The organism is Corynebacterium sp. HMSC072G08, from assembly GCF_001809185.1.
Lineage (GTDB): Bacteria > Actinomycetota > Actinomycetes > Mycobacteriales > Mycobacteriaceae > Corynebacterium > Corynebacterium phoceense.
This window is the reverse complement of the sequence record NZ_KV796428.1, coordinates 115,439-141,291: the sequence shown is the minus strand read 5'-3', so window position 1 is coordinate 141,291 and position 25,853 is coordinate 115,439. Positions and strand designations below refer to the sequence as shown.

At 63.7% G+C, this 25,853-nt stretch carries 23 protein-coding genes; 13 read left to right on the top strand and 10 right to left on the bottom strand.

Going from position 1 to position 25,853, the window contains the following annotated elements; translation table 11 throughout:
• Positions 1-172: 172 nt before the first annotated feature.
• Positions 173-1,051, bottom strand: coding sequence for a MetQ/NlpA family ABC transporter substrate-binding protein (locus HMPREF2559_RS08005; RefSeq protein WP_066484834.1), 879 nt, complete (start codon positions 1,049-1,051; stop codon positions 173-175).
• A 130-nt stretch (positions 1,052-1,181) separates the two neighbouring features.
• Between HMPREF2559_RS08005 and HMPREF2559_RS08000 the strand changes: the two genes are divergently transcribed.
• Entirely contained in the window at positions 1,182-4,427 is a 3,246-nt protein-coding gene (locus HMPREF2559_RS08000; RefSeq protein WP_070540241.1) for an error-prone DNA polymerase, read from the top strand.
• Here the strand turns inward: HMPREF2559_RS08000 and HMPREF2559_RS07995 are convergent.
• Both HMPREF2559_RS07995 and HMPREF2559_RS07990 read right to left on the bottom strand, forming a co-directional pair.
• Positions 4,420-4,875, bottom strand: coding sequence for a hypothetical protein (locus HMPREF2559_RS07995; protein ID WP_066484837.1), 456 nt, complete (start codon positions 4,873-4,875; stop codon positions 4,420-4,422). The two genes, HMPREF2559_RS08000 and HMPREF2559_RS07995, sit on opposite strands and share 8 nt — an antisense overlap.
• Positions 4,876-4,906: 31 nt before the next feature.
• Positions 4,907-5,101 carry a hypothetical protein gene (locus tag HMPREF2559_RS07990; protein ID WP_066484840.1) on the bottom strand — a complete coding sequence of 65 codons (195 nt, stop codon included), beginning with the start codon at positions 5,099-5,101 and terminating at the stop codon, positions 4,907-4,909.
• A gap of 219 nt (positions 5,102-5,320) precedes the next feature.
• Here HMPREF2559_RS07990 and HMPREF2559_RS07985 point away from each other — a divergent pair, with 219 nt between their 5' ends.
• The 3 genes from HMPREF2559_RS07985 to HMPREF2559_RS07975 are packed head-to-tail and all read left to right on the top strand — an operon-like array spanning position 5,321 to position 9,392.
• The gene (locus HMPREF2559_RS07985) at positions 5,321-7,459 is read left to right on the top strand and encodes a BCCT family transporter (protein ID WP_082723158.1); all 2,139 of its coding nucleotides are present in this window, start codon (positions 5,321-5,323) and stop codon (positions 7,457-7,459) included.
• 38 nt (positions 7,460-7,497) lie between these two features.
• Positions 7,498-7,971 (top strand): PH domain-containing protein, encoded by a 474-nt coding sequence (locus HMPREF2559_RS07980; RefSeq protein WP_371325680.1) that lies wholly within the window; start codon positions 7,498-7,500, stop codon positions 7,969-7,971.
• Entirely contained in the window at positions 7,968-9,392 is a 1,425-nt protein-coding gene (locus HMPREF2559_RS07975) for a PH domain-containing protein (RefSeq protein WP_369799403.1), read from the top strand. Before HMPREF2559_RS07980 ends, HMPREF2559_RS07975 begins: the two co-directional genes overlap by 4 nt.
• Before the next feature lie 91 nt (positions 9,393-9,483).
• On the opposite strand, the gene HMPREF2559_RS07970 is transcribed toward HMPREF2559_RS07975, so the two are convergent.
• Entirely contained in the window at positions 9,484-9,954 is a 471-nt protein-coding gene (locus HMPREF2559_RS07970; protein ID WP_066484846.1) for a tRNA (cytidine(34)-2'-O)-methyltransferase, read from the bottom strand.
• A gap of 24 nt (positions 9,955-9,978) precedes the next feature.
• On the opposite strand from HMPREF2559_RS07970, the gene HMPREF2559_RS07965 reads away from it, so the two are divergent.
• Together HMPREF2559_RS07965 and HMPREF2559_RS07960 are read left to right on the top strand one after the other, a co-directional pair.
• The gene (locus tag HMPREF2559_RS07965) at positions 9,979-10,836 is read left to right on the top strand and encodes a bifunctional methylenetetrahydrofolate dehydrogenase/methenyltetrahydrofolate cyclohydrolase (RefSeq protein WP_066484849.1); all 858 of its coding nucleotides are present in this window, start codon (positions 9,979-9,981) and stop codon (positions 10,834-10,836) included.
• Positions 10,837-10,849: 13 nt separating this feature from the next.
• Positions 10,850-11,242, top strand: a complete 393-nt coding sequence (locus HMPREF2559_RS07960; RefSeq protein WP_082723159.1) for a DUF3017 domain-containing protein — start codon at positions 10,850-10,852, stop codon at positions 11,240-11,242.
• A gap of 146 nt (positions 11,243-11,388) precedes the next feature.
• Here HMPREF2559_RS07960 and HMPREF2559_RS07955 read toward each other — a convergent pair whose 3' ends face one another.
• From HMPREF2559_RS07955 to HMPREF2559_RS07945, 3 genes are all read right to left on the bottom strand, one after another.
• Positions 11,389-12,537, bottom strand: coding sequence for a homoserine O-acetyltransferase MetX (locus HMPREF2559_RS07955; protein ID WP_066484850.1), 1,149 nt, complete (start codon positions 12,535-12,537; stop codon positions 11,389-11,391).
• Between the two features lie 437 nt (positions 12,538-12,974).
• Positions 12,975-14,306 (bottom strand): O-acetylhomoserine/O-acetylserine sulfhydrylase, encoded by a 1,332-nt coding sequence (locus HMPREF2559_RS07950; protein WP_070540216.1) that lies wholly within the window; start codon positions 14,304-14,306, stop codon positions 12,975-12,977.
• A gap of 153 nt (positions 14,307-14,459) precedes the next feature.
• The gene (locus HMPREF2559_RS07945; RefSeq protein ID WP_066484867.1) at positions 14,460-14,675 is read right to left on the bottom strand and encodes a hypothetical protein; all 216 of its coding nucleotides are present in this window, start codon (positions 14,673-14,675) and stop codon (positions 14,460-14,462) included.
• Positions 14,676-15,175: 500 nt separating this feature from the next.
• Here HMPREF2559_RS07945 and HMPREF2559_RS07940 point away from each other — a divergent pair, with 500 nt between their 5' ends.
• Genes HMPREF2559_RS07940 through HMPREF2559_RS07930 form a run of 3 tightly spaced genes read left to right on the top strand, consistent with a single transcriptional unit; the run spans position 15,176 to position 19,306 of the window.
• The gene (locus HMPREF2559_RS07940) at positions 15,176-17,773 is read left to right on the top strand and encodes a nitric-oxide reductase large subunit (RefSeq protein WP_070540212.1); all 2,598 of its coding nucleotides are present in this window, start codon (positions 15,176-15,178) and stop codon (positions 17,771-17,773) included.
• 24 nt (positions 17,774-17,797) lie between these two features.
• Complete coding sequence (locus HMPREF2559_RS07935; RefSeq protein ID WP_066510784.1) at positions 17,798-18,454, top strand: hypothetical protein; 657 nt, start codon at positions 17,798-17,800, stop codon at positions 18,452-18,454.
• Positions 18,455-18,511: 57 nt separating this feature from the next.
• Positions 18,512-19,306 (top strand): SPFH domain-containing protein, encoded by a 795-nt coding sequence (locus HMPREF2559_RS07930; RefSeq protein ID WP_369814867.1) that lies wholly within the window; start codon positions 18,512-18,514, stop codon positions 19,304-19,306.
• 98 nt (positions 19,307-19,404) lie between these two features.
• Here HMPREF2559_RS07930 and HMPREF2559_RS07925 read toward each other — a convergent pair whose 3' ends face one another.
• Together HMPREF2559_RS07925 and HMPREF2559_RS07920 are read right to left on the bottom strand one after the other, a co-directional pair.
• Positions 19,405-20,013: an MBL fold metallo-hydrolase gene (locus tag HMPREF2559_RS07925; protein WP_066510792.1), complete on the bottom strand. Its 609-nt coding sequence runs from the start codon at positions 20,011-20,013 to the stop codon at positions 19,405-19,407.
• A 41-nt stretch (positions 20,014-20,054) separates the two neighbouring features.
• Positions 20,055-21,659, bottom strand: coding sequence for a cytochrome c biogenesis protein CcdA (locus tag HMPREF2559_RS07920; RefSeq protein ID WP_070540209.1), 1,605 nt, complete (start codon positions 21,657-21,659; stop codon positions 20,055-20,057).
• 189 nt (positions 21,660-21,848) lie between these two features.
• Here HMPREF2559_RS07920 and HMPREF2559_RS07915 point away from each other — a divergent pair, with 189 nt between their 5' ends.
• Genes HMPREF2559_RS07915 through HMPREF2559_RS07905 form a run of 3 tightly spaced genes read left to right on the top strand, consistent with a single transcriptional unit; the run spans position 21,849 to position 23,499 of the window.
• Entirely contained in the window at positions 21,849-22,208 is a 360-nt protein-coding gene (locus HMPREF2559_RS07915) for a hypothetical protein (RefSeq protein ID WP_066510802.1), read from the top strand.
• Between the two features lie 53 nt (positions 22,209-22,261).
• A complete protein-coding gene (locus HMPREF2559_RS07910) occupies positions 22,262-22,825 on the top strand; it encodes a sigma-70 family RNA polymerase sigma factor (protein WP_230384013.1) in 564 nt (187 codons plus the stop codon).
• Entirely contained in the window at positions 22,822-23,499 is a 678-nt protein-coding gene (locus HMPREF2559_RS07905) for an anti-sigma factor (RefSeq protein WP_066484906.1), read from the top strand. The genes HMPREF2559_RS07910 and HMPREF2559_RS07905 overlap by 4 nt, the downstream gene beginning before the upstream one ends.
• Before the next feature lie 35 nt (positions 23,500-23,534).
• Here HMPREF2559_RS07905 and HMPREF2559_RS07900 read toward each other — a convergent pair whose 3' ends face one another.
• Positions 23,535-24,884 carry a MocR-like pyridoxine biosynthesis transcription factor PdxR gene (locus HMPREF2559_RS07900; protein WP_070540206.1) on the bottom strand — a complete coding sequence of 450 codons (1,350 nt, stop codon included), beginning with the start codon at positions 24,882-24,884 and terminating at the stop codon, positions 23,535-23,537.
• Between the two features lie 80 nt (positions 24,885-24,964).
• Here HMPREF2559_RS07900 and pdxS point away from each other — a divergent pair, with 80 nt between their 5' ends.
• Complete coding sequence (gene pdxS, locus HMPREF2559_RS07895) at positions 24,965-25,852, top strand: pyridoxal 5'-phosphate synthase lyase subunit PdxS (RefSeq protein ID WP_066484911.1); 888 nt, start codon at positions 24,965-24,967, stop codon at positions 25,850-25,852.
• The last annotated feature ends 1 nt before the right edge of the window (position 25,853 follow it).

Below are 25,853 nucleotides of genomic sequence, written 5' to 3'. Positions count from 1 at the left end.
GTCGGGCTTTGAGTGTGCCCGACGCGGCTGACAATGTCGACTGCAGCGTCACTACAGCGTCTGCTGCACCGTATTTAACAAGAAGACGGTGGTGAAAAGGGGTGCGACCCCCGGTGCGTGCGCAGGGAGCCGGGGGTGCGGGAGTGAAAGGGGAAGGGGAGAGGGGTCGGGACTAGAGCTGCTCAGTGAGACGGTCGACGATGGCCTTGAGCTCCTCCGGGGTGCGCTCGACCTCAACCGAGGTGCCCTTGGAGTCCTCGGAGACGGCTGCCTGGACGGCATCGGAATGCCAGACCTCGGCGAGCTTGGTGATGTTTTCGTTGGTGGCGTCCTCGGCGCGAACGACGAAGGCGTTGATGTAGGGCTCGGCCTCTTCGGAGTTTGGGTCATCCTGGAAGACGGAGGTCGTCGGGTCGATGCCGGCGCGGTCGAGGAACGAGTTATTGATGATCGCCGGGGTGCCCTCGCCGTAGGCGGCCGGGGTCTGGGCGGCATCGACGGCGGTGACCTTCACCTTGGAGGCGCCCTCGTCGATATCGGCGATGGCCGGGGTAATGAGGCCTTCCTTCTTCAGCTTGACCAGGTCAGCCTGGACGAGCACGTTGATGGCGCGGCCCTGGTTGGTGGAGTCGTTCGGGATAACGATTTCCTGGCCCTCGATGCCGTCGAGGGAGTCGTGGTCCTTCCAGAACAGGGCGAGCGGAACGATCTCGGTGGCGACGATCGGCACGAGGTCGGTGCCGTTGGCCTTGTTGTACTCGGAGAGGAACTTGAGGTGCTGGAAGTTGTTGGTATCCAGGGCGCCCTGGTCGAGGGCCTGGTTCGGGGTGGTGTAATCCGAGAAGTTCTGGATTTCGACCTTGAAGCCTTCCTTCTTAGCTTCGTCCTCGAAGGCGGCCCAGGCCTTCTTGGAGGCATCCGTCGTGCCGACCTTGATGGTGGGGTTATCGCCGGAGGCGGAATCCGACGAATCGGAGGAAGAGCAGGCGGCGAGGCCGGTGGCGGAAATGGCCACGGCGGCGGTGGTGGCGAGAACGCGACGGAGGAACATGATGGAGACTTTCTTACTTGGGGTAATTTGCTGTTGCTCAACGTAGCAACGAACGAACCGCTTTGTCTATCCCGGGTCGGACGAACGGAAAGTTTTGATTGGAACGAGTTTTCGAAATATCATGTGGCGCATGAGGTTCAATGGAGGCGAGGCGCTGCCGTGGTCACGCGTGGAGCGCATCCTGTCCGGCCGCCCTGGGCCTACGCCCGTGCCTGCCGATGCCCCCTCGGCGCTCGAGGTGGCTCTCGCCGGGGCTTCCGATGCCGCCGCGCGGGGCCGCGCGCAGGGTCCCGCCTTTGCGGAGCTCCATGCCGTTTCGTCCTACTCTTTCCTTGACGGTGCCTCGGAACCAGAGGATATGGTTGCCCGCGCGCTGGAGCTGGGGCTCTCGGGGCTCGCGATCCTGGATAGGGACGGTTTTTATGGCCTTATGAAGTTTGTGGAAGCCGCAGCGGAGGCGGGTTTACCGGCGGTCTATGGCGTGGAGCTCTCGGTCGAGCGGGCGCCTGGCGACACGGCGCGCGGCACGCGTCCTGCGGGAATTGTGGCGACGGAAGGCCGGCGGCTCACGGTGCTCGCGCGCACGCCGGAAGGCTACCGGCGGCTGAGTCGACTCGTCGCCCGCGCGCGCATGGATGCGCGCGCAAAAGGCGAGGTTGCCTACCCGCCGCTCGAGGCGATTCTGGACGATCTGGGGGAGGAATGTCTCTATCTTCTGGGCCACGAGTGGATTGACTCTTTCGATATCTTTAGCGAAAGAATAAAAATAGACAGCTTGGTTTTGGAGTATGTCTGCGAGCAGCTGCCGGAGGACGCGGACCGCCACGCGGCGCTCGACGAGCTGCGCGACCGTCGGCCCGGGCTGCGCGCCATCGCGACGGCGCGGCCCGCGGCGGCGACCCGCGATCGCGCGCGGCTGGCCGGTGCAAAGCGGGCGCTTGCGCGCCGCAACTCCGTGGGCGAGGCGGAGCCTAATGCGCATCCCATGGGGGCGAGCTGGATGCGCGGCGGAGCGCAGATGGCGAAACTGCTGCCGGGGCGCCCCGAGCTGCTCGCGGAAACGCTGCGCGTGGTGGAGGAGTGCTCCTTTACGTGGACCTCGCTCGCCCCGCGTCTGCCGGACTATGGCGTGCCGGAGGGGCACACGGAGATGTCCTGGCTCGAGCACCTCACGTGGGAACGTGCCGAAGTCCGCTACGCTTCGCGTGACGCCGATATTAGGGAACGGGCGTGGACGCAGATCGAGTATGAGCTGGGGGTCATCGAGAAGCTCGGCTTCCCAGGCTACTTCCTCATCGTCTGCGACCTCGTGGACTTCTGTAAGAAGACGAATATCCTGTGTCAGGGTCGCGGCTCGGCGGCGAATTCCGCAGTGTGCTTCGCGTTGGGCATCACCAACGCCGAGCCGATTTCCGCGGGCCTGCTCTTCGAGCGCTTTCTCTCGCCGGACCGTGACGGCCCGCCCGATATCGATATCGACATCGAGTCAGGGCGGCGCGAAGAAGTCATCCAGTATGTCTACGAGTCACACGGGCGCGAGCGCGCGGCGCAGGTCGCCAACGTCATTACGTACCGGCGCAAGGGCGCCACGCGCGACGCGGCCCGCGCGTTGGGCTACCCGCAGGGCACCGCGGACGCATGGGCCAAGGGCAAGGGCGAGCCGCCGGAGAACGTGCGGCAGCTTGTGGAACAATTCAAGGGACAACCGCGGCACCTGGGCATTCACTCCGGTGGCATGGTGCTGTGCGACCGGCCGATTTCGGACGTCGTGCCCATGGAGTGGGCGCGCATGGAAGCTCGCTCGGTCCTGCAATGGGATAAGGATGACTGCGCGGCGGCGGGGCTCGTGAAGTTCGACCTACTGGGCTTGGGCATGCTGGAAGCTCTGCATCACATGCTCGATCTGGTGGAGGAAACGACCGGACGCGTGGTCAACCTGTGGGAGCTGGACCTCGCGGACGGGGAAGTCTACGACATGCTCTGCCGCGCGGATGCTGTGGGTGTGTTCCAGGTTGAGTCGCGCGCGCAGCTGTCCACGCTGCCGCGCCTGAAACCGCGGCGCTTCTTTGACCTCGTGGTGGAGGTGGCGCTCATCCGACCGGGCCCCATCCAGGGCGGCTCGGTGCACCCGTACCTGCGCCGCCGCGATGGGATTGAGCCGGTGACGTATGAGCACCCGGTGCTCGAGAAGTCGCTGGGCAAGACACTGGGCATTCCGCTGTTCCAAGAGCAGCTCATGCAGATTGCTGTCGACGCTGCGGGATTTTCCGGTGCGGAGGCCGACAGCCTGCGCCGCGCGATGGGCTCCAAGCGCTCGCCGGCGAAGATGGCGGCGTTGCGCGACCGCTTCTACACCGGCCTGCGCGAGACCAACGGCATCACGGGGCAGACCGCGGACACGCTGTGGAACAAGATTGTGGCGTTTGCGGCTTACGGCTTCCCGGAGTCGCACTCGCAGTCTTTCGCCTCGCTCGTCTATTTCTCGGCGTGGTTCAAGCGTTACTATCCGGCGCAGTTCTGCGTTGGCCTGCTGCGCGCGCAGCCCATGGGCTTTTACTCGCCGCAATCGCTGATCCAAGACGCGCGGCGGCACGGGATTTCGATCTTGCCGGTGGACGTCAATGCGTCGGGCAAGGAAGCCCGCGTCGTGCCGGTCGAAGGCTCTGCCAGCGGCTTTGGCATCCGCGTGGGCCTCAACCTGGTCAAAGGCTTGGGTGGGAAGGCTGCGGAGCGGGTGGAGGCGGCATCGGCAAGCGCGGCGTTTGTGGATATCTCAGACCTTGCACGCCGGGCGGACCTTAATGTCGAGCAGGTCGAGGCGCTTGCGACCGCGGGCGCGCTGGATTGCTTCGGCGTGGACCGCCGCCAGGCGCTGTGGCAGGCGGGCGTGGCCGCGACGGAACGCACCGGGATGTTGCCGGGGCTCTCCGCGATTGAGGCGCCGTCGCTGCCGGGGATGAGCGCGTTCGAGCTCATGGCCACGGACATTGCGGCGACCGGGGTGACGGCTGACCATCAGCCCATGGATTTCGTGCGCGCGAACTTAGAACTGCACGGCGTGCTCACGGCGCGCGACCTCAAGCGTGTGGAGGATGGCTCGCGCGTGCGGATCGCGGGGATTGTCACGCACCGCCAGCGGCCGCAGACCGCGTCCGGCGTGACCTTCTTTGGACTGGAAGACGAGACGGGGTTGCTCAACGTCATGGTGACGCCCGGGCTGTGGGCGCGGCATAAGACGCTCGCGCGCACGGCGCGGGCGCTCGTCGTGCGCGGCATCGTGCAGAATGCCTCGGGGGCGGTGACCGTGGCCGCGGACAAACTCGAGCCACTCGAATTATCCGAGTGGCTCTCAAGGGGGTCGCGGGACTTTAGATAGTGGCGGGTGTAGAGTCGGCGCGCTCGTCTGCGCTCATGCCCAGCGAGATGGTGCCGAGCTGGGTTAGCGAGACTCCAAACATAAGCACGCCAGCGAGCATGCCCGCGGAGCGGAGTACTTCTGGCCACGGGATGTCTGAACCAGTGAGATTGAGGAGCGGGAGGAATAGCAGCGCTACCATAAGTCCGCCCAGAACGAAGAGAGCGAAGCTCAACGAATGGGGGCGCGCGCGATCGATGCGTGCACGCTGGTATTCGTCCGCGAAACCGGGATCCGAATTGTCTTTGCCAATAGTCTTTTGGAGACCTCCAATCGCCACCAACATGAGGATTATGCCAAAGACCCAGAGATAAATGGCCCACTCTATCTCGAGGGAATTGAGCGCGACTGCAACAAGTAGCGGGACGAGGGAAACAAGTGCAAGGTGCAAGAAGTTCTGACGTGACATGGTCGTTTCCTTTGAACTAGGCGGGATGGGGTTATTCGGAGGAGATGAGCTCGTCGCGGTTGATTTTTCCGGCGAGGGAGCGGGTGACGGTGAAGGGGACAAAGGCGAGCTGGGCGCAGATGAGCTTGAAGTAGATGTGCGCGACGAAGACGCCGTCCATGAAGCCGGTGAGGCGGGCGCTGACCGCGATGAGGCCGGTAACGATGAGGAGCCCGATGCTCGCCATGAGCGCAGCGCGGAGACCATCGTTGCGGGCCTCGGCGAGGCGCTGGAGCTCGTACTCGTCGAGTGCCTCGGGGCGCGAGCCACAGGGACGGGCATTCGGGGCAGAAGCAATGTGTCTGTATTTAGGGAAACTGCAGCGTTTGGGTGTGTGCGCTGCAGATTTTCGTTAGCCTGAATGGGTAAGGAGTTAGTAGACCAATCATGGAAAAGCTTTCACGCAATGAATAGAGACAGCAGTAAGAAAAATTCTGACGGCGTCTCGGGGGTCTCGAATTCCTCCGGTGACCAAGCCGATGACCGCGCGTCGAACTTTGAACGCAACGCGCACGCCAGCCCGCGGGCCGATGCCCACGGGCTGAAACCAGCGACCACGGTGGAGCCCACCGTGGCGGACCGCAGCCGCACGCGCACCGCCAAGCGGATTCTCAAAGACATCATTTATCCGCACAATATCCACCCGGCGCTGGTGCCTGGCGTGTCCATCGACTCACAGAAAGTGCGCTACGGCGTGGATAAACCCATCCTCTTCGTCGTGGGTGGCCTCATCATCGCCTTCGTCGTCTGGGGTGTGGCCAAGCCACAACAGGTCTTTGACATCTCGTCTACGGCTCTGACCTGGGTCATGCACAACTTCGGGTGGGTCTTCACCACGCTCGCCGCCGGACTCTTGTTCTTCCTGCTCTACCTCGCGGTGTCGAAGTACGGGCGCATCCCGCTTGGCGTCGACGGCGAGGACGTCGAATACTCGACGGTGAGCTGGGCGGCGATGCTCTTCGGTGCCGGGATCGGCATCGGCATCATCTTCTTCGGTCCGTTCGAGCCGCTCACGTACTACCTCTCGCCGCGGCCGGGCGCTTATGAGGCGGCATCGGAAGAAGCAATCATGGGTTCGCTCGCCCAGGCTGCCATGCACTGGGGCATCAACGCGTGGGCCATCTACGCCGTGGTCGGCCTCGCCGTCGCGTACGTGTCCTATCGGCGCGGACGCGTGCCGCTCATGAGCTCCATCCTCATGCCGCTGTTCGGTGCGAAATCCACAGACTCGTGGCAGGGCCGCATCATTGATGGTCTGGCTATTATCGCCACGCTCTTCGGTACCGCGGCCTCCCTGGGCATCGGCGCCATGCAGATCTCCCAGGGCGTCACAGTCGTCTCTGGGTGGTCACCGACGGGCAACGCGCTCGCCATCGGCATCATCGTTGTCTTGTCCATTGGCACCATCATCTCCGCCGTGTCCGGCGTTGCCAAGGGCGTGCGCTGGTTATCTAATATCAACCTGGCACTCGCGCTCGTCCTCGCTCTGTTCTTCTTTATTGTCGGCCCTACCGCGTTCCTCGCCAACGTGCTGCCCGCGACGATCATCGAGTACATCTCCAAGTCTCCGGAAATGCTCAGCGCGAATATGGGCCAGGGCGAGGACATGCAGGAGTTCCTGTCGAGCTGGACCACCTTCTACTGGGCTTGGTGGGTGTCCTGGTCGCCCTTCGTGGGCGTGTTCGTGGCGAAGATTTCGCGCGGGCGCACCATCCGTCAGTACGTCTTCGGCGTGCTGTTTATCCCGTCGTTTATCATCGTTGCGGCGTTTACCATTCTGGGCGGTACGACCATGTGGATACAGCGCACGCAGGGCACCATCGCGCCGGATGGCACGGCGGACTCCATGCCGGCTGCGGCGGAGATCTTCTTTATCGTGCTCGACCACCTGCCGGGCGCGCAGTTCATCGCACCGGTGGTCGTCGTCATGCTCGCCGTCTTCTTCATTACGACGGCGGACTCCGCGTCCCTGGTGAACTCCCAGCTTTCGCAGCGGGGCAACCCACATCCCAAGAAATGGGTGACCATCTTCTGGGTGGCGTGTATGGCGGGCATCGCCGTCGTTATCCTCGTCGCCGGTGGCCAGCAGGCGCTGCAGGGCCTGCAGAACTTCATCACCGTCACGGCGTTGCCGTTCGCGTTCATCATCGTGCTCATGGTCGTCGCTCTCATTCGTGAGCTGCGCTTTGATCCAGCCGTCATTCGCCAGTCTTACGAGGAACACGCACTTGCCAACGCCGTGGTTCAAGGCGTGCGCGAGCACGGCGACGACTTCGCGCTTGCCGTCGAGCCCACCGAGCCTGACTCGGAGTACGCGGCCGGCGCCGATTTCGACTCCACCTCGGAAGAAGCCACCGAGTGGTACGTGCGCACGGACGAGGAAGGCACGCCCATCCCCTACGACTACGAGGAGGGTGAGTACATCTCCGAAGAAGAAGCACGTGAGCGTGGGCACGCGGATATCCAGGACGTTGTCGAGGCGATGGGGGAGGATACCGCCGCGACTGACAGCGTCGCGGAGGAAGACTCTGGCAACCAGAAGTAGCGCGAAGAAAACACTGGCCTTTTGCTAGTGTGACCATCATGAATCCTGTCGTTCCGCCGAATATGAATGCGGTCTCGCCCGCGCTGGTGAAGGTGCGCTATATCGTCAACCTCACGTGGACTGTCCTTTGTGCGGTGACGTGCGTGGTGGCGGCGTACTTCTGGGGACCGTGGTGGCACATCGGTACGGCCTTCTTCGCCGTGCTCTTCGTATGGCTGCTGTGGCTCATTCCGGCGCAGGTGTGCAACATGGGATGGCTCGAGACTGAGGATGAGCTGCTCATTACCAAGGGCAAGTTGTGGCACAAGTTTACGGTCGTGCCTTATGGCCGCATTCAATTCGTCGATGTCACGGCGGGGCCTGTGGCGCGGGCCTATGGGATGAAGACGGTGAAGCTGCACACGGCATCGGCAGGCACGGACGCCACCATTAAGGGATTGCCGGCAGCAGAAGCTGACGCCTTGCGCGAACGGCTGGCAGTCCAAGCACGCGAGAGGATGAGCGGGCTGTGAGCCGTCACGCGCGTGGCCGCATGCCGGTCGACGAGGAGGGTTTCCGCCGCGTCCATCGCCTCACGCCGTTGCTGCGGTTCTGGTCGCTCATCCTGGCCATCGTCGCGATCTTTATCCTCAACTTCAACCTAGAGATGGTCGCGGACTTCGTGACCTACCTGCGCGACGGCCACTGGCGGGACATGGGGCGCGACTCGCTGCTCACCCTCGCGGGTTTTGTCGTGGTGTGCGTCGTCATCTGGTTCGTGAGCGAGCTGTGGTGGCGCAAGCTGGGCTTCAAAATCGACGAAGAAGAGGTATCGCTGCGCCACGGCGTGCTGTCTAATTCCTTCCGTTCGGCGCGCTATGACCGCATTCAAGCCGTCGACGTCGTCGAGTCCGTCATCGCCCGCATCTTCGGACTGGCGCAGGTGCGCGTGGAAACCGCCGGCGGCACCGCGTCGGTTATCCAGATTGGGTATCTGCCCAAGCCCGAGGCGGAGGAGGTGCGCCGCGAGGTCTTGGCGCACGTGCATGCGCGACCCATGGCGGACGGCGGTGCGGTGACAGAGTCGGAGGACGCGGAGCACTCGGCGGTCTTGCCGGAGATTCCCATTGGCCGCACGCTTCTCGCAGAGGCCCTGCGACCCGGCACCCTCGTGATGGTCGCCGTGGCTTTCGGCCTGCTTGCGTTACCGGTGGCGAATGCCTCGGTTATCCCCATCATCGTTGGTTTCGTGCCGTCTATGTGGAATCTCGTCGACACCTCGTGGCGTTTTAGCGCGCGCCTCGACGCGGACCGTGGCGTCCTCAACGTGAACTATGGTCTGGCGGATAGGCGCCGGCAGGCTATTCGTCTCTCGCGCATCCATGGCGTGCGCGTGTCCCAGCCGTGGACGTGGCGGCCTTTCGGCTGGTACGAGGTGCACGTCTCCGTCGCTGGCTATGGCACGGCAGGCGGCAAGCAGTCGGGTTCCACGCGCATCGTCCCGGTGGGCACGCGCGAGCAGGCGCTCGCGATGTTCGCGGTGGTCTCCGATCTCTCGCCTGCGGAGATCGACGCCGTAGCCCTGCCAGAAGGCCATACCCAGCCCACGTTTACCTCGCCGCGCCGGGCCTGGTGGGCGTCGCCCATGGACCGTGCGCGCCAGTCGGTGACCCTGCATGAGGGCGTAGCCATCGTCCATCGCGGGCGGCTCACGCGCCGGGTCATGGCCGTCGCGTTGCCGCACATCCAGGAGGTCACCTATAAGGCGGGGCCGCTCGCGCAGCTGCTCACAGTAGGCACGGTGCGCTTCGAGCTCGTCAACGGTCCCGTGAAGATGGCCGCCGAAGAGCTCGAGCCTGCCGATGCCGCCCTCCTCATGGAGCGCCTGCGCGCCCGGCGTCTGCCGGAGCTCGCCGCCGTGCCCGAGGCCGGGGACGGCGAGCCAGAAGCCTAAGACGGTGAGCTTTACTCCGGCGTGGATTCGGGCTTGTGCTTGAGGGTGTCCTCCCACGCGCTGATCTTGCGCAGAGCACGTCGAGGCGGGACTAGACAGCTCCCTCAAAGCCCAGCTGGCGCCACGCCTCGAAGACGGCGGTCGAGGCGGCGTTCGACAGGTTCATCGAGCGACGCGCGGGCATCATCGGAATGCGGACCTGCTCGGTGATGCGTGGGTGCTCGAGATGTTCCTTGGGCAGGCCGGTGGGCTCGGTGCCAAAGAGGAGCACGTCGCCGTCGCGGTACTCGACATCGGTGAACCACTTGGTGGTGTGCGTGGTAAAGGCAAAGACGCGCGCGCCGGGTAGGGCATCCATGCAGGCCTGGAAGTCCTTGTGGATCTGTAGATCTGCCAGGTCGTGGTAGTCGAGGCCAGCGCGTTTTAAGTGCTTGTCATCGAAGTTGAAGCCCAGCGGCTCAATGAGGTGGAGCGTGGCACCGGTGACGGCGGCGGTGCGAATGGCATTGCCCGTATTAGTAGGAATGACGGGGTTATCAAAGACGATGTGCAGCTGGCTCATAGTGCTCAGTCTAGGATGGTGGGCATGAGCGCTACCAAACTAGACGGCACCCTGTACCGCGACGAGATCTTTGCAGACCTGGCCACTCGTGTGGCGAAGCTCAAGGAGCAGGGGGTGACCCCGGGCCTGGCGACGGTCCTCGTGGGCGACAACCCGGGCTCCCATTCCTACGTGAAGATGAAGCACCGTGACTGCGAGCAACTGGGCATCAACTCCATCCGCAAGGATCTGCCGGAGGAAACCACGCAGGAAGAACTCGAAGCTGTCATCGACGAGCTCAACGCGGATCCGAACTGCACGGGCTACATCGTGCAGCTGCCGCTGCCCAAGCACCTCGACGAAAACAAAATCCTCGAGCGCATCGATCCAGACAAGGATGCCGATGGCCTCCACCCGGTGAACCTGGGCAAGCTGGTTCTCAATGAGCCGGCCCCGCTGCCGTGCACCCCGAACGGCTGCATCCACCTGCTGCGCCGCTACGGCGTGGAGCTTGATGGCGCCAAAGTCGTCGTCATCGGCCGTGGCGTCACGGTCGGCCGCCCTATCGGCCTCATGCTCACCCGCCGCAGCGAGAATTCCACCGTCACGCTGTGCCACACCGGCACGAAGGACCTTGCCGCGGAGACCCGCGAGGCGGACGTCATCATCGCTGCCGCCGGCAAGGCACACATGCTCACCGCGGACATGGTCAAGGAAGGCGCGGCCGTGCTCGACGTCGGAGTCTCCCGCGTCGACGGCAAGCTCGCTGGCGACGTGGCCGAGGACGTCTGGGAGAAGGCCGGTTTCGTCTCCCCGAACCCGGGCGGCGTGGGCCCTCTCACGCGTGCGTTCCTTGTCTACAACATCGTCGAGCGTGCCGAGCAACTTGCTGCCCAGGCCTAAGAGCGTGCACGGCATGGAGCCACAGCGCGACCAGCACGACCCGCGCCGCTCGGTTGCTCGTTCCGCGTCTGCGCAGACGACTCCGGAGGGGCTGTCCCTGGCTAATCCGCACGACATCGGTCTCAAGGCCTCGCGGCTGCCGAGCACCGTGCAATGGGTGATGATTGGGATCTTCGTCGTGTTGGTGGCGGCATCGGCAGGCTTTGCTGCGTTTGAACACTGGCGGCGTGCGTCCTTTGCGCTGGGTACTGGGCTGCTGTGGCTCACCGTCGTGCGTCTGACCTGCGACTCAGAGCGCGTGGGCATTCTCGCGGTGCGTTCGCGCCACTTTGACGCCGTCTTCACCGCAGCTGTGGGCGCGGCGATGCTTTTCCTGTCGACGTCGGTGGACGCGCTGGGGAGTTAGTCGTGCTGTAAGCGCGTCATGGTGGCTATCGATCGCAAGTGGACCCAGATTCAGCTTCAGGCGCGCGAGGCACTCGCGCGTTTCGGCGTGAAGTTCTAGGCGCGCGGCAGCACATGCTCCGGAGAGTGTGAGTGCGGCGTCGGCGATTAGATGTAGTATTCGTCGCCGACGTAGGCCGGGCCGAAGTTCAGGCCATCCGGCGCGGAGAGCGTGAGGAAGTTGCGCAGGATGCGGTCCATCTGGCGTGTCTCGGTGAGGAAGGCGTCGTGACCGACCGGGGAGACGACCTTCGCCATGGCGAGGAGATTGCCGAGGTTGCGGGAGAGGTGTTCCTGCTGGTGGTAGGGGTACAGAATGTCTGTGTCCACGCCGACGACCATGGTGGGAACTTTGCTTTGGGCGAGCGCTTTGATGAGTCCGCCGCGGCCGCGGCCGATGTCGTGGCGGTTGAGGGATTCCGTGAGCGCAACGTAGCTGCCGGCATCGAAGCGATCGGCGAGACGAGCGCCCTGGTAGTCCAAGTAGGAGTTCACGGCGAAGCGTTGGTCGTTGCTGCGGTAGGGACCCAGAGGATTTTCGCCGCGCTGGGGCTGGGCGCCGAAACGCTCGTCGATTTCCTGCTCACCGCGATAGGTGAGGTGCGCGATACGGCGGGCGGCGGCGAGGCCGTCGCCGGGGACTTTGCCGGTGGAGTAGTAATCGCCGCCGACCCAATTCGGGTCGCGCACGATGGCGGAAATCTGTGCGGTTTGAATGCCTATCTGCCAGCCGGAGGCACGCGCGGACACGGCGATGACGCAGGCGGCGTCCATCTTTTCGGGATAGAGCAGCGTCCATTCCAGCGTGCGGGCACCGCCCATGGAGCCGCCGATGACGGCGTGGACGCGGTGAATGCCGAGCGCGTCGAGGAATTGCTTTTCCGCCTGGACTTGGTCGCGAATGGAAAGTGCCGGGAAGCGTGAGCCCCAGGTGCCGCCGTCCGGGTGTTTGCTGGCGGGGCCGGTAGAGCCCTTGCAGCCGCCGATGACGTTGGTGCATACGACGCACCAGCGCGTGGTGTCGAGCGCCTTGCCAGGTCCGATGAGATCGCCCCACCAGTCCGCTGCGTCGGAGTCGCCAGTGAGCGCGTGCTCGATGAGGAGGACGTTATTGGCGCCATCCGGGTCGCCGGCGAAAGCACCCCAGTGCTGATAGGCAATGGTCGCCGCAGGGATTTCGGCGCCCGCCTCAGTCCGCAGGGTTCCGATATCGGTGAAGGCGAGCTCGCCTTCGAGCGCGAACGTGGGGTACGACATCTAGCGGCGATCCTTTCTGCGGAGGGGCGAATCGATTTCATGGCGAAACCCGGATTGAGTGTCCAGGCGTCTGGTTCAAAGTGTAGATGAACCGCTTGGTCTGTTTTGGTATTAGATTCATGTGCGGTAGCGGCGGCGTGCTGTCGTGACGGAGCGGCGGACGTTGGCGATACTTGGAGTGGATGACTTTTCCTCATGAACGCGCGCAGCGTCAATGGCCAAGTCCCCGCCGAGAGCATCGCGAAGGAGTGGGTCGAGACCCTCGACCTGTAAGCAACCTTGACGCAGAAATCCCGCCGCTCGCGTTTCCCAGGACGCGAGCGGCGGGACTTTTGTGGCACGCGCGGCCTCCAGGAGGAGCGGCCGCGGAAGAAAGCGGGGCCAGCATGAGCCGGCCGATGTCCAGCGTTTGCCGACCGTTGGCTGGTGAGGTGCGGTTAGGCGATGGCCGCGAAGCCCAGCTCGAGGTCGGCGAGGATGTCCTTGATGTCCTCGATGCCGACGGACAGGCGAATGGTGGCCTGGTTGATGCCGGCGACGCGCAGGCCCTCTTCGTCCGACTGGGAGTGCGTGGTGGTGGCCGGGTGGACGACGAGCGAGTGGGTGTCGCCGATGTTGGCCAGGTTAGAGTGCAGCTTCAGGGCGTCGATGAAAGCCCATGCGACCTCCTTGGCGTCGCGCTCGCCCGGGGCGATGTCGAAAGAGAGAACGGAGCCGGTGTACTCGGCACCGATCTTTTCCTTGACCGCCTTGTACGGGGAGTCCGCGAGGCCCGCGTAATTGACCTTGGCGACCTTGTCGTGGCCAGCGAGGTACTCGGCGACGGCCTGCGCGTTCTCGTTGTGCTTGCGCACGCGCAGGGAGAGGGTCTCCAGGCCGGTGAGGGTGAGCCAGGCATTGAACGGGGAGACGGCCGCGCCGGTGTCGCGGAGCAGGCCCGCACGAGCCTTGAGGGCGAAGGCCGGGGCGCCGAGCTCGGCGTACTTGAGGCCGTGGTAAGCCTCATCCGGCTCCACGAAATAGGGGAAGACGGGCTTGCCGTCGCGCTCGACGGTCCAGTCGAACTTACCGCCGTCGACGAGGATGCCGCCCACGGCGGAACCGGAGCCGGAGTAGAACTTCGTGGTGGAGGCGACGACGACGTCGGCGCCGAGTTCCAGCGGGCGAACAAGCGCCGCGGTGGCGATCGTGTTGTCGACGATGAGCGGAACATGGTGCTTGTGAGCGACCTCGGCGACGGCTGGGATATCGAGGACGTCAGCGATGGGGTTGCCGAAGGTCTCACCGTAGAAAGCCTTGGTATTCGGCTGGACGGCCTTCTCCCACTCGGCCGGGTCATCCGGGTTCTCGAGGAGGGTGACGTCGATGCCCAGGCGCTTCAAGGTGACGGCGAACAGGGTGGTGGTGCCACCGTAAAGGCGCGCGGAGGAGACGATGTGGTCGCCGGCAGAAGCGACGTTGAGGATGGCGGCGGTCTCAGCGGCCTGGCCGGACGCGAAAGCCACGGCGGCGACGCCGCCTTCCAGGGCTGCGATGCGGCGCTCGAGGGCGTCCACCGTCGGGTTGGTCAGGCGAGTGTAAATCGGGCCTGCATCCGAGAGGTTAAAGCGAGCGGCAGCGTGCTCGGCGCTGTCGAAGACGTAGGACGTCGTCTGGTAAATCGGAATGTTGCGCGAGTTCGTCGAGCCATCCAGATCCTGCCCTACGTGGAGGGCACGGGTTTCGATGGACCAGTCGGCGAAGTTGGTGTTGTCATATTTCGTAGTCATGCCAGAAACACTAGACCAAGCTGTCCAAACGTGGCCAAGGATTCCAGGAGTTCCGCGCATTTCACCCGGTAGGGGTACGAATAAAATTAGACCGAGCGGTAAATAGATACGCTCGATCTAGGGCTCCGCAGGGAGAGGGATGGAGTGTGGCCGCTACTGGGCGGCGGAGCTCTTCTTGCGGTTCTGGATGAGGTACCAGATGCCCAGGATGGCGCCGAAGAGGATGAGGGCTGAGGCGACGAAGACGACGGCGACGAGCATGGTCTCGTGCGGGTCGTTGAGGAAGATCATGGACACGATGGCTGCGAAGAAGATGGCGGCAAAGAGGGTGATGACCCAGTTGCGCTTGGTGTGTTCTGCGAAGTTCATGATCCAAATAATACGGCTTTTTCGGTTTAATTCAACATCTCGGCCGCGCGATTGGAAAAGTTCCCTATATGGCCACTAGTGACCAAAGTCATATATTCGGGGCTATAAGTTGAATAATGAAGTTAAATTATCCGGGTTCTACCGTAAAAAATGCAGCGAGCGGGATTGGTGTGGCTACATCCTTTGGGGTGTGAATGGTCACTCTGTTCGTGTGTCAAGGCGCGCTCTACCTCTTTCGGTTGACTTCATTTGTGGCAGTGGAAGTGCCGCGCTCTATTTAAAACTGGATTTTCCGTTCATAATTATCCGTGGTGGACTCCGTCCTTGGGGCCCATGAATATCTCTAATGCACCGCGCTCTCGCTCGTTCCGTGTGCATCGTGTGAGTACAACCGCGTGAGTACAGCCGTGTGAGTACAACACTGAGCACAACGCTGTATCTCATTGGTGTGCACGGCGACGTGGAAGCGGTGTTCACTATCTGAATCGACAGGAAGATACATGTCTATCACCACTAGCAGCGAAGACCGGGCCAAGCCGGTACTGAAGCTGAGTAGCGTGTGGGTGCAGGGTGTCGCTCTCGTCATGATCTTTGGCTTCTTGGTCATGGGTTTCTTGGCGTACCGTACCTACACCGCCTCAATGCCCCTGCCCGACAAAATCGTGTCACAGTCGACCGGCGAGACCATCCTGGCTAAGGAAGAGATCCTCAACGGCCAGGCTCTGTACCAGGCTCGTGGTTTGCAGCAGTATGGCTCAGTCATGGGCCACGGCGCGTACCTCGGCCCCGACTACACTGCAGAGTACCTGCGCATGGCGGCCGACAAGGCGCGCGAACTCAATGACCAGAACGGCTACCCGGACTTCATTGATGAAAACGTCACGCCGGAACAAGCGGTCATCGACGAATTCCGTACCAACCGTTACAACGAGGACACCAAGGTTCTCGAGTGGACGGACAACCAGATTGCTGCCTTTGAGTCCAACAAGGCCTATTACGCCAAGTACTTCGGCGAGGATTCCCATGAAAAGGGCCTTCCTTCCGAGTTCATCACCGATGACAAGCAGATCAACAACCTGGTCGGTTTCTTTGGCTGGACCGCGTGGGCCTCGGCCGCTGAGCGTCCGGGCCACGATTACTCCTACACCAACAACTGGCCTGCTGAGCCGCGTGTGGATAACGGCCCGACCGCTGACCTCGTCGTGTGGTCTGTGCTCTCGCTCATCGCGCTCATCGGCGGCACCGGCCTCATCTTCGCCATCTACGGCCGCTGGTCCAAGTCCATCGGCTGGCACGCAGAAGAGGCTCCGAACCTTGACTTCACTCAGCCGAGCGAGGTGGGTCTGACCAAGTCCCAGAAGGTTGTCGCCTGGTTCGTCCTCGTCATCGTCTTACTCTTCCTCATCCAAGCCCTCCTAGGCGCGGCCTCGCAGCATTACCGAACCGAGCTCACTGGCTTCTTCGGCATCCCGTTGCAGGAGATCCTCCCGTACAACGTGTCGCGTACCTGGCACCTGCAGCTGTCCCTGCTGTGGACCGCAGGTGGTTTGCTTGCCGCCGGTATCTTCATTGCATCCTTCGTGGGCAAGAAGGAACCGAAGGGCCAGCACTGGCTCGTGTGGTTCCTGCTCGGCGCGATCGCCTTTGTTGTCTTCGGCTCGATGGCCTTCGAGTGGCTGTCCACCATGGGCTACATCAAGGAAGGCACGCTGTTTTCTCAGCAGTGGGAGTTCCTTGACCTGCCTCGTTTCTTCCAGGTGCTCCTCACCGTGGGCATGTTCGTGTGGATCTTCATCCTCTTCCGCCAGCTGCGTGGCCGTTTGAAGACTGAGAACAAATCCAACATGCCGTGGATGTTCTTCTACGCCGGCATTGCCATCCCGGCGTTCTACGCCGTGGGTAACTTGGCTGGCTCGGAGACGCACATCTCCGTCGCCGAGTTCTGGCGCTTCTGGGTCGTCCACCTCTGGGTGGAGGACTTCCTTGAGCTGTTCACCACCGTGATGGTGGCCTACGTCTTCGTCCTCCTGGGCGTCATTCGCGAAAAGATCGCCCTGGGCATTATCTTCCTCGACATCATCCTGTACTCCACGGGTGGCGTCCTGGGTACCATGCACCACCTGTACTTCTCCGGTACGCCGGTCGAACACATGGCTCTCGGTGCCTTCTTCTCCGCAGCCGAGGTCGTCCCGCTGACCTTGCTTACCGTAGAGGCCTGGACCTTCATGCAGCTCGGTTCCCGTCAGCGTGCCTCAGGCGAGCGTCCGTTCCCGCACCGCTGGGCCGTCATGTTCCTGGTTGCCGTGGGCTTCTGGAACTTCCTGGGTGCCGGTATCTTCGGCTTCCTGGTCAACCTGCCTATCGTCTCCTACTACGAAATCGGTACGGCGCTTACCGCCAACCACGCGCACGGCGCCATGATGGGTGTCTATGGCTTCCTGGCCCTCGGCCTGTCTGCCTTCGCCCTGCGCTACCTCATCCCCAAGGACAAGTGGTCAGATAAGGCCATGGCATGGTCCTTCTGGCTCACCAACCTGGGTCTGCTGTGGATGGTTGTCATTTCCCTTCTGCCGCTCGGCATCATGCAGCTCTACGAGTCTGTTGCTTCCGGGTATGTCGAGGCACGCTCCCTGGGCTACATCACGGAGCCGGGCAACTTCATCATGGAGTGGCTGCGTATGCCGGGTGACGTCATGTTCCTTGCCGGTATCTTCCCGTTCCTGTGGATGGCGCTCAAGGGCGTGCTCTACAACAAGGAGATCCCCACCATCGAGGAGCACCCGACCGATCCGCTCTTTAGCATCATCGCTCCGGATGACGATGACCACGCCGGTGAGATTCCGGTCGGCTCCTCCGTGGGCCTGGTCTCTGGTGGCAAGGGCCGTGTCGACGATCGTCGCCGCGTGGCTGGCCGGAAGTACGGCTACATCGACGAGCGCGGTGCGTTCGTTGAGGAAGTCGATCCGGATTCCGGTCGCGGCGACTCGGCGGCCTCCGGTCCGCAGGATCCGAAGTTCGATTCCCGCACGAAGTGGGGCGGCACCTACGGGTCCGACAAGCGTAACGGTGCTGACGGCACCGACGCTGATAAGAAGTAAAAGAAAGGCAAGCGAACATTCGTTATGGACGCACCTGGAATCTTTACCGTCCTCGCGGCGGCCTATGGTCTCTTTCTCGTCGCGGTGGCGTGGGGCTTCGACCTTATGGCGAAGCAGACCGCGAACCGCACGATGAGTAATCAGGCGGGCACGTTCCGTTATCTCGAGGAACACGATGCCTGGCAGTGCCCCGAGGATCAGTGGCTGTGGCCATCGAGCTTCGATCCGGAAAACCGCGTCATGCGCTACCGCGCAAACCCGACGGTGTGTAATACCTGCCCCGTCAAGGACGCCTGCACGGTCTCGCACCATGGCCGCGAGGTCACCCGTCAGCTCGATCCGTGGCCGCACTCGGATTCCGGGCGTTTCCATCGCGGTATCGCTCTGGGAGTCGCTGCGATGGCATACCTGTTGCCGCTGTGCTCGATGATCACCAACCACTCGCTCTCGGAGATTCTCATCTCCGTCGGCACCCTCATCGTCATCACGGGCCTCGGCGTGTACCCGTTGGCTCGCCATCTGTGGAATACGCCGTCGAACGCACCGAAGATTGTGGTGCCGGAGATGAGTAACCGCGAAGCCGAGCTGTCTGCGCAGATTGACCGCTTCAGCTCGAAGTACGGAAATAGTACGCGGACGCGTTATGGCTCGGATCGCCGCAAGGAAAAGGAAGCAAGTTAAATGTCAGCATTCGTCTTTTGGCCGATCGTGATCGGCATTATTATCGCGCTCATTATCATGTTCTTGATGTATTCCCTGAAGGTCATCAAGCAATACGAGCGCGGTGTGGCGTTCCGCTTTGGCCATTTGCGTCCGCTCCTGCAGCCGGGCTTGCACTTCATGTGGCCGGGAATCGACAAGCTTGAGCGCGTTGATCAGCGTGTGGTGACGCTGACCATCCCGCCGCAGGAAATCATCACCAAGGACAACGTCTCCGTGCGCGTCAACGCCGTGGTCATGTTCGAGGTGACGGACGCTGAAAAGGCCGTCCTGCAGGTCGAAAACTACGCCGTCGCGACCTCCCAGATCGCCCAAACCACCCTGCGTACCCTGCTGGGTCGTGCGGACCTCGATGATCTCCTTGCTCACCGCGAGGAACTCAATGAGGACCTGGCCACTATCATTAACGGCCAGACCGAACGTTGGGGCGTTATCACCCGCATCGTGGAGATCAAGGACGTGGAAATTCCTGAGATGATGCAGCGCGCCCTGGCCCGCGAGGCGGAGGCCGAGCGTGAGCGTCGCGCAAAGGTCATTTCCGCGCACGGCGAACTTCAGTCCTCGCGTGAGCTGCGTGAGGCCGCTGAGGAGCTGGGCAAGGCTCCGGCCGCGCTGCAGCTGCGCTACCTCCAGACCGTCCTCGACCTGGGCGCAGACCAGAACTCGACCATCGTGTTCCCGCTGCCCATCGACATCATGGGCGGCTTCATGGAAAACCTGGGCACCTTCTCCAAGGGCTTCCAGGACTTCAACAAGAACATGTCGCAGCTCTCCGGCAAGACCGAGACTGCACAGTCTGAGAAAGAGTCTTAGAACGCACCTGAGAAGGAGCTACGCGGTGTAACTCCGCAGACACCAACGCCGGCCCGTCCCATCACATGATGGGGCGGGCCGGCGTCGTGTATGAGTGCCTAGAACTCGACGGTCTCACCGGTCTCGACACGCTGGTATCCGGGCACGCCCACCTTGCCCAGCATGCCGTCAGTAATCGCCTTGCCGCCGGGGGAGAGCACCGCGTCGTGGATGGGGATGGTCACGCGTGCGCCAACCTTGACTGCGTAGTCTGCGGCCTCGGACCCCTTGACCCACGGCGCCGCAATCGGCAGGAGGAGTACCTCAACGGGCAGAGGACACTCGACGTATTCGTCGCCCGGATGGAGCAAGCCATCCATGTAATATCCCAGGTTCTCTGGCCGTGGCAGTGACGGGTGGATCTCTGCGTGCTGGCCACCAAAGACGCGAATGTGCTGGCCCAAAATGTCGAACTCCGAGTCACGCTGCACCACCGTGTCTTCCGCGCGGTCACCCAAAGCCGCGATAGCTTCGGCCGTGCCCCACACCGGCAGGCCGGAGTCGCGCACCGCGTCGACGTTGAGGTGGTCCGGGTGCGCGTGCGTGAGTAGCACCGCGTCCGCGGACTTCAGGCACGCCGGGTCGGTGAGTGAACCCGGGTCGATAACGATGGTGCCCTCAGGCGCGTCGATGGCGATGGCGGAGTGGCCGAGCATGGTGAGCTTCATGCGTCCCAGCCTAGCTGCGCCACACGACGCGCCGTTGAGGTTTATCCGAACGTGAACGAAAACAGCTCCACGCCCGGGGTCACCGCCAGATGGAGCGTGCCCTCTCGGGCCGCGTCCCCGCGCAGGAGGTCAATCGTCCCGTCCTCGGTAACCGGAATCTCCTGAGTCGTGTCGCCATCGGACACTGTGATGGTCCCGCGCCCTGCAACGACCACCTGGACCCACGCCGCGTGGTAGGCCAGATCCACCGTCGCGTCGCGGCCCGCGGTAATCGGCTGACCCGCCAGCGTCCACTCGCCACCCAGCGCGTAGCGCCCCTGCCGCGGCGTCACCGCCGTGAAGGAATGCGTGCCATCGACATACTCGGCCGCCGGGTTGTCGAAATACCGCGCGCGGTCGGTGCCCAGGTACGTTTCCGGATTGCGGTCGGCTGCACCCACGGCGGCCTCAGTGCTCTCGACCGGCGTGGGTAGGCGTACCTGCGGGTCGCGTTCCTGCAGCAAAGAACGAATCTGGTGCTCCGTCTCCGCGTAGTCGCCCTCGCCCGCGTGGCTGCCGCGCAGTTGCCCCTGCGCGTCGACGAGGTAATGCGCCGGCCAGTATTGGTTGCCGAAAGCACGCCACGTCGCGAAGTCATTGTCCTGTGCGACGGGGTAGGCAATGCCTTGCTCCGCGGCCGCGCGGCGCACGTTGGAGGACTCGCGTTCAAACGGGTATTCCGGCGCGTGGATGCCCACGACCTCCAGGCCGTAGTCCTTGTACGTGTCGTAGAGCTTCGCGATATGCACGTTGTTGCGCTGGCAATTGATGCAGGCATACGCCCAAAAATCGATGAGCGTCACCTGCCCATTCGTGCGCGGGGCCACGGGTGTATCCGTGTTGAACCAGCCGGTGAGCCCGGCAAATTCCGGGACCGCACCCGAGCTTGCCGATGCCGCCTGTACCTCGGGTTGGCTGAGACTTGGCAGCTTCTGCTGGAGCCAGGCCGGTGCGCCCGTGGCGATCGCACCTGCCATGGCGATGACGAGGAAGCCCGAGGTGAGGCGCACGCCGCGCTGATGTGACTGGAAGAAGCTCACGCGCCGGCCGATCTGCTCACCGCCGAGTGCAAAGATGAGGAGCGGCACGGCCACGCCCACGGCAAAGGACAAACACAGCACGAGGATATGGGCGTCGACGTGGCCCGTGGCGCCCGCCACGCTGATGGCGGCGAGGACCGGCCCGGCGCAAGGAACAAAGACGACGCCGAGCGCGAGCCCCACGAGGAACCCGCCCTTGTCGCGAACCTTGGCCTGCAACCCGCCGGCCTTCGGCAGCTTGAGAAACGGCCACTCGAGGAGCTCCTGGACCTTGGGGAAGATCATGCCCAGTCCCACGAGTACGAGGAGCCCCAGGCCCACCTTCCATACGAGGTCACCGGGCAGATGCAGGGCGTTGAGCGCCGTCGTGGCAAAGAGCGTGACGGCGGTAAAGCTCGTGACGAGGCCTGCGATGATGAGCCACGGCCGCGCTCGTGAGCGCTCCTCGCCAGGCGCGCCGCTCACGGCCAGCACGAGCGGGAGAATAGGCAGGATACAGGGGGAGATGCCGGTGATGAGCCCTCCGGCAAGCCCCACTGCCAGGGTGGTGAGCGTAGTCGAGACCATGATGGTTTCCTTCTTTCAGACGGTTCTTTCGTACGGTCTGCCCTTTATTCGGCGCCGAGCCCCAGTGCGGATGGTTTGAAAAAAGTTTTCGTCGATTCCAATCCGCCCCAGCCGCGTGCTCCGAATGAGTTCACGTAAGGCCGCGCACCCCCGCACGGCAGAACCCGTTACCTCTAAAGGAGAACACTCATGAAGATCAAACTCATCGCCGCCGCTACCGCCCTCGCGCTCACTGCCACTGGCTTGGCTGCCTGCAATGACACGAAGAACACTCCGGCGACGGAGACTCCCTCGATGGCTCCTTCGGATGCCATGATGTCGGATTCCATGGCTCCGTCCGGTGCCGTGGCTTCTGACTCGATGGCACCTTCTGACTCCATGATGTCCGGCGAGATGAAGCCCTCGGACGCGATGATGTCGGATTCCATGCAGCCCTCGGATTCGATGATGTCTGATGAGATGAAGCCGTCAGACTCTATGATGACCGACGAGATGATGTCGGACGAGATGATGACCGAAGCGCCTATGTCCGGCTCAATGTCACACTAAAGATGTCCGCTCCCGTCCTCGAGGGGAAGGTAAGATCAACGTCCGTGTCGACAATGTCTCCCGATAAGCTAGATCGACTCAACGACTTGCTCGTTGCGTCTGCGGCGGGGGATACGCATGCCTTTTCCGAGTTCTACGACGCACTGGCACCGCTCGTCTACGGCGTGACGCTCCACGTTCTGCGTAATCCGGCTCTTGCTGAGGAAGTCGCCCAAGACGTCTTCGTCGAGGTGTGGTCTAAGGCCGCAAACTTCGATCCGGCGCGGGGTTCGGCACGCACCTGGGTGGGACGCATCGCCCACGGCCGCGCGGTGGATCGCCTGCGCTCGCACATCGCGAGCGTCGAACGGGATGACCGCGAAGCCACGCTCCGCGCGGCGCTGCGGGGTGATGACGTGGAAACAGACGCGCTCGACCGTGTGGAGTCGCAGCGTCTGCGCGCCGCCGTCGCTGCTATTGGTGAACCCCACAGCACGGCGGTGGAGCTGGCCTTCTTCGGTGGTCTCACCCACGCCGAGCTGGCAGAATCAACGGGAGTACCGCTGGGCACCGCAAAGACGCGCGTGCGCGATGGCGTCCGCAAACTTAAGGAACTGATGGCGAGGGAGGAACGATGAGTAATACGCGTGAATTCGACGACGCGAGCTTTGAGAACTTCCTCGACTCCGTGCCCGAGGTCGAGCCACCGGCCCGTCTGAAAGACGCTGTCTTCGAGCGCCTCGAGCGCACGCCACAGGAACCGACCACTGTGGTTGCCGGGGGCGGTAACGACAGCGGCAGTGGTGACGGCGGCGTCATTGACCTCGGCGCGCGGCGCCGGCGTCCTTGGTTCGCGGTGGTCGCCGCGGCGCTCGTTCTCGTTATCGGCGGCGTGACCGTCGCGCAGTTCCTTCCGGCTGGCGAGGACACGCAGCTGGCCCAAGACGCACCGGCCCCGGAGAGCCCTGGCGAGAAGGAAATGCATGCCATCATGGGCGCGGAGGATCTGCGCAGCGCCGATGCCGAAGCCGAAGGCGCACGCCTCCAGATTGTGTCTTCCGAGGACATGGGCAAAGCCGGCGCGATGGTCGACGGCGAGCCGGAACTAGACGCTGGCATGGGCGCGCAGGTGTGGGCCGTGTCGAGCACCGGCGAGATGAGCTCCGCCGGCGTCATCGGGCAGGACCCGCACGACGGCGTGTGGATGCCTTTCGACGGTGACGTCACCAAGGTGCTCGTCACTGAAGAGCCCATGGCTGGCAGCGCGGAGCCCTCTGGACGCATGCTCGCGTCGGTGACTCTCAACGCTTAAGCCGCGCGCGGGGCAGCTGGCATGTCGAGCTGTGCCTAAAGCCGCGCTGCCGTCGCGACGACGCGCAGCGCGGCGTCGAGCTCGCTATCGGCTAAGTGACCGAAGCCGAGAACCACGCCGCCGGGTGCGTCCTCGCCGCCCCAGTACTCCGCGAGCGCGGTGAGCCCCACGCCCAGACGCCCAGCCGCCGCAACAACCTCATCGGCGGGTTTCTCGCAGAGCAACACCGCGTGCAGGCCACCTCGGATGGGGAGCAGTTGCGTGCCCGGAAGGTCGCCGAGGTAAGAATCTACGAGGTCGCGGCGGCGGCGATAGGCGCGGCGCACGGAGCCGGTGTGGCGACGCAACGCGCCGCTAGCGAGATAGCGTGCCAGCGCGGATTGCGTGATGAGGCTGACCGGTTGGCCGGTAAGTTCGCGTTCCGCGCGTAGCCGCGGCACGAGCGAGGATGGCGCGACGAGATAGCCGCAGGCCACGCCGGGGGAGATGACCGAGGAGAAGGTTCCCAGCAACGCCGTGCGCGCGGGCTCCAAAGCCGTGAGCGCTGGCAGTGGCTGGCCCGCGTAGCGCAGCTCCGAGTCGAAGTCGTCCTCGATGAGCAGGGCGTCCGTCCGTCGTGCCCACGCGACGAGCTCCGTACGGCGCGCGGCCGACAGTGATTCGCCATACGGGTACTGGTGGCTGGGCGTCACGATGAGCGCGTCGAGCGGCGTGGCGGGGACGCGCACGCCCTCGGAGTCCGTGGGGATTTCCGCGACGGCATGGCCAAAGGCCGAGGGAATGCGGCGCAAGCTGGGGTAACCGGGGGACTCCACGCCCACGGTGAGTGCGCCGCCGAGCGCTGGCGCAAGCGCGCGGAGTAATAGCGCCAGTCCTTCGCGGGCGCCCGAGGTGATGAGGATGTGCGCTGGGTCGACGGCGAGTCCGCGCATGGTGCCGAGGTGTGCAGCCACCTCGTGGCGGAGGGCGGGGAGGCCGGAGGCGGGGGCATCGGAAAGCGGAGTGGACGCCGCGCGACGCCATGCGGAGCGCCATTCGGGGGTAATGATGCCCGCGGTGTCTGGGGCGCCGGGGGTAAGTTCCACGAGCGCGCGGGCAGGCTTCTGTATGGCCGGTTCCGGGGCTGGGGAAACGGGGTTGTGGTGAAGGCGGCGGCTCACGTGCGTGCCGGAGCCGACGGTGGCCTCGAGGTAGCCCTCGGCGAGGAGCTGATCGTAGGAAGCAACGACGCTACCTCGGGAAATGCCGAGTTCTGCGGCGAGCTGGCGCGTCGACGGAAGGGCCTCGCCGGGGGAGAGGATGCGTGCGGAAATCTGGTCGCGGATGGCGTGGGCGAGTTGCACCGGAAGGGTGCGGGTATCAGCCGGGTCGAGGATGACGTGCATGGGGTAAGGGTAAGTGGTCTAATTCAATTGGGTGAAATTGGCTCTTGTAATAGACCACTTGCGGCGTTGAAATAGTCGCCATGACTGAACAGATTGCAACTACCCGTGTGAAGCGCGGGCTCGCTGACATGCTCAAGAACGGCGTCATCATGGACGTCGTCACCCCGGAACAGGCCAAGATCGCGGAGGACGCCGGCGCCGCCGCCGTCATGGCGCTCGAACGCGTTCCTGCCGATATCCGTGCGCAGGGCGGCGTGGCCCGCATGTCTGACCCGGACCTCATCGAGGGCATTGTCGATGCCGTGTCCATCCCGGTCATGGCCAAGGCGCGCATCGGTCACTTCGTCGAGGCGCAGATTCTTGCCGAGCTGGGCGTGGACTTCATCGACGAGTCCGAGGTTCTCTCCCCGGCGGACTACGTCAATCACATCAACAAGTGGGACTTTGACGTGCCGTTTGTCTGTGGCGCGACGAACCTGGGCGAGGCCCTGCGCCGCATCACCGAGGGCGCTGCCATGATCCGCTCCAAAGGCGAGGCTGGCACCGGCGACGTCTCCGAGGCCGTCAAGCACCTGCGCACCATCAAGGGCGAGATCGCCCGCCTGCGCAACCTGGACAAGGACGAGCTCTACGTCGCAGCGAAGGAACTGCAGGCTCCGTACGACCTCGTCGCCGAGGTCGCCGAGACCGGCGAACTGCCCGTCGTTCTCTTCGTTGCTGGTGGCGTGGCTACGCCTGCCGATGCCGCCCTCGTGCGCCAGATGGGCGCCCAAGGCGTGTTCGTCGGTTCCGGCATCTTCAAGTCCGGCAACCCGGCCGCCCGCGCCAAGGCCATTGTCGAGGCAGCCGCCCTCTACGACGACCCGTCCGCGCTCGCTCGCGTCTCCCGCGGCCTGGGTGAGGCCATGGTCGGCATCAACGTCGCCGATGTCCCGGCCCCGCACCGCCTCGCTGAGCGCGGCTGGTAAT

Bases quoted from the DNA above. Each gene is read 5' to 3' on its own strand.
- HMPREF2559_RS08005 (WP_066484834.1), bottom strand. From the start codon at position 1,051: ATGTTCCTCCGTCGCGTTCTCGCCACCACCGCCGCCGTGGCCATTTCC.
- HMPREF2559_RS08000 (WP_070540241.1), top strand. From the start codon at position 1,182: ATGAGGTTCAATGGAGGCGAGGCGCTGCCGTGGTCACGCGTGGAGCGC.
- HMPREF2559_RS07995 (WP_066484837.1), bottom strand. From the start codon at position 4,875: ATGTCACGTCAGAACTTCTTGCACCTTGCACTTGTTTCCCTCGTCCCG.
- HMPREF2559_RS07990 (WP_066484840.1), bottom strand. From the start codon at position 5,101: ATGGCGAGCATCGGGCTCCTCATCGTTACCGGCCTCATCGCGGTCAGC.
- HMPREF2559_RS07985 (WP_082723158.1), top strand. From the start codon at position 5,321: ATGAATAGAGACAGCAGTAAGAAAAATTCTGACGGCGTCTCGGGGGTC.
- HMPREF2559_RS07980 (WP_371325680.1), top strand. From the start codon at position 7,498: ATGAATCCTGTCGTTCCGCCGAATATGAATGCGGTCTCGCCCGCGCTG.
- HMPREF2559_RS07970 (WP_066484846.1), bottom strand. From the start codon at position 9,954: ATGAGCCAGCTGCACATCGTCTTTGATAACCCCGTCATTCCTACTAAT.
- HMPREF2559_RS07965 (WP_066484849.1), top strand. From the start codon at position 9,979: ATGAGCGCTACCAAACTAGACGGCACCCTGTACCGCGACGAGATCTTT.
- HMPREF2559_RS07960 (WP_082723159.1), top strand. From the start codon at position 10,850: ATGGAGCCACAGCGCGACCAGCACGACCCGCGCCGCTCGGTTGCTCGT.
- HMPREF2559_RS07955 (WP_066484850.1), bottom strand. From the start codon at position 12,537: ATGTCGTACCCCACGTTCGCGCTCGAAGGCGAGCTCGCCTTCACCGAT.
- HMPREF2559_RS07950 (WP_070540216.1), bottom strand. From the start codon at position 14,306: ATGACTACGAAATATGACAACACCAACTTCGCCGACTGGTCCATCGAA.
- HMPREF2559_RS07945 (WP_066484867.1), bottom strand. From the start codon at position 14,675: ATGAACTTCGCAGAACACACCAAGCGCAACTGGGTCATCACCCTCTTT.
- HMPREF2559_RS07940 (WP_070540212.1), top strand. From the start codon at position 15,176: ATGTCTATCACCACTAGCAGCGAAGACCGGGCCAAGCCGGTACTGAAG.
- HMPREF2559_RS07935 (WP_066510784.1), top strand. From the start codon at position 17,798: ATGGACGCACCTGGAATCTTTACCGTCCTCGCGGCGGCCTATGGTCTC.
- HMPREF2559_RS07930 (WP_369814867.1), top strand. From the start codon at position 18,512: ATGTTCTTGATGTATTCCCTGAAGGTCATCAAGCAATACGAGCGCGGT.
- HMPREF2559_RS07925 (WP_066510792.1), bottom strand. From the start codon at position 20,013: ATGAAGCTCACCATGCTCGGCCACTCCGCCATCGCCATCGACGCGCCT.
- HMPREF2559_RS07920 (WP_070540209.1), bottom strand. From the start codon at position 21,659: ATGGTCTCGACTACGCTCACCACCCTGGCAGTGGGGCTTGCCGGAGGG.
- HMPREF2559_RS07915 (WP_066510802.1), top strand. From the start codon at position 21,849: ATGAAGATCAAACTCATCGCCGCCGCTACCGCCCTCGCGCTCACTGCC.
- HMPREF2559_RS07910 (WP_230384013.1), top strand. From the start codon at position 22,262: ATGTCTCCCGATAAGCTAGATCGACTCAACGACTTGCTCGTTGCGTCT.
- HMPREF2559_RS07905 (WP_066484906.1), top strand. From the start codon at position 22,822: ATGAGTAATACGCGTGAATTCGACGACGCGAGCTTTGAGAACTTCCTC.
- HMPREF2559_RS07900 (WP_070540206.1), bottom strand. From the start codon at position 24,884: ATGCACGTCATCCTCGACCCGGCTGATACCCGCACCCTTCCGGTGCAA.
- pdxS (WP_066484911.1), top strand. From the start codon at position 24,965: ATGACTGAACAGATTGCAACTACCCGTGTGAAGCGCGGGCTCGCTGAC.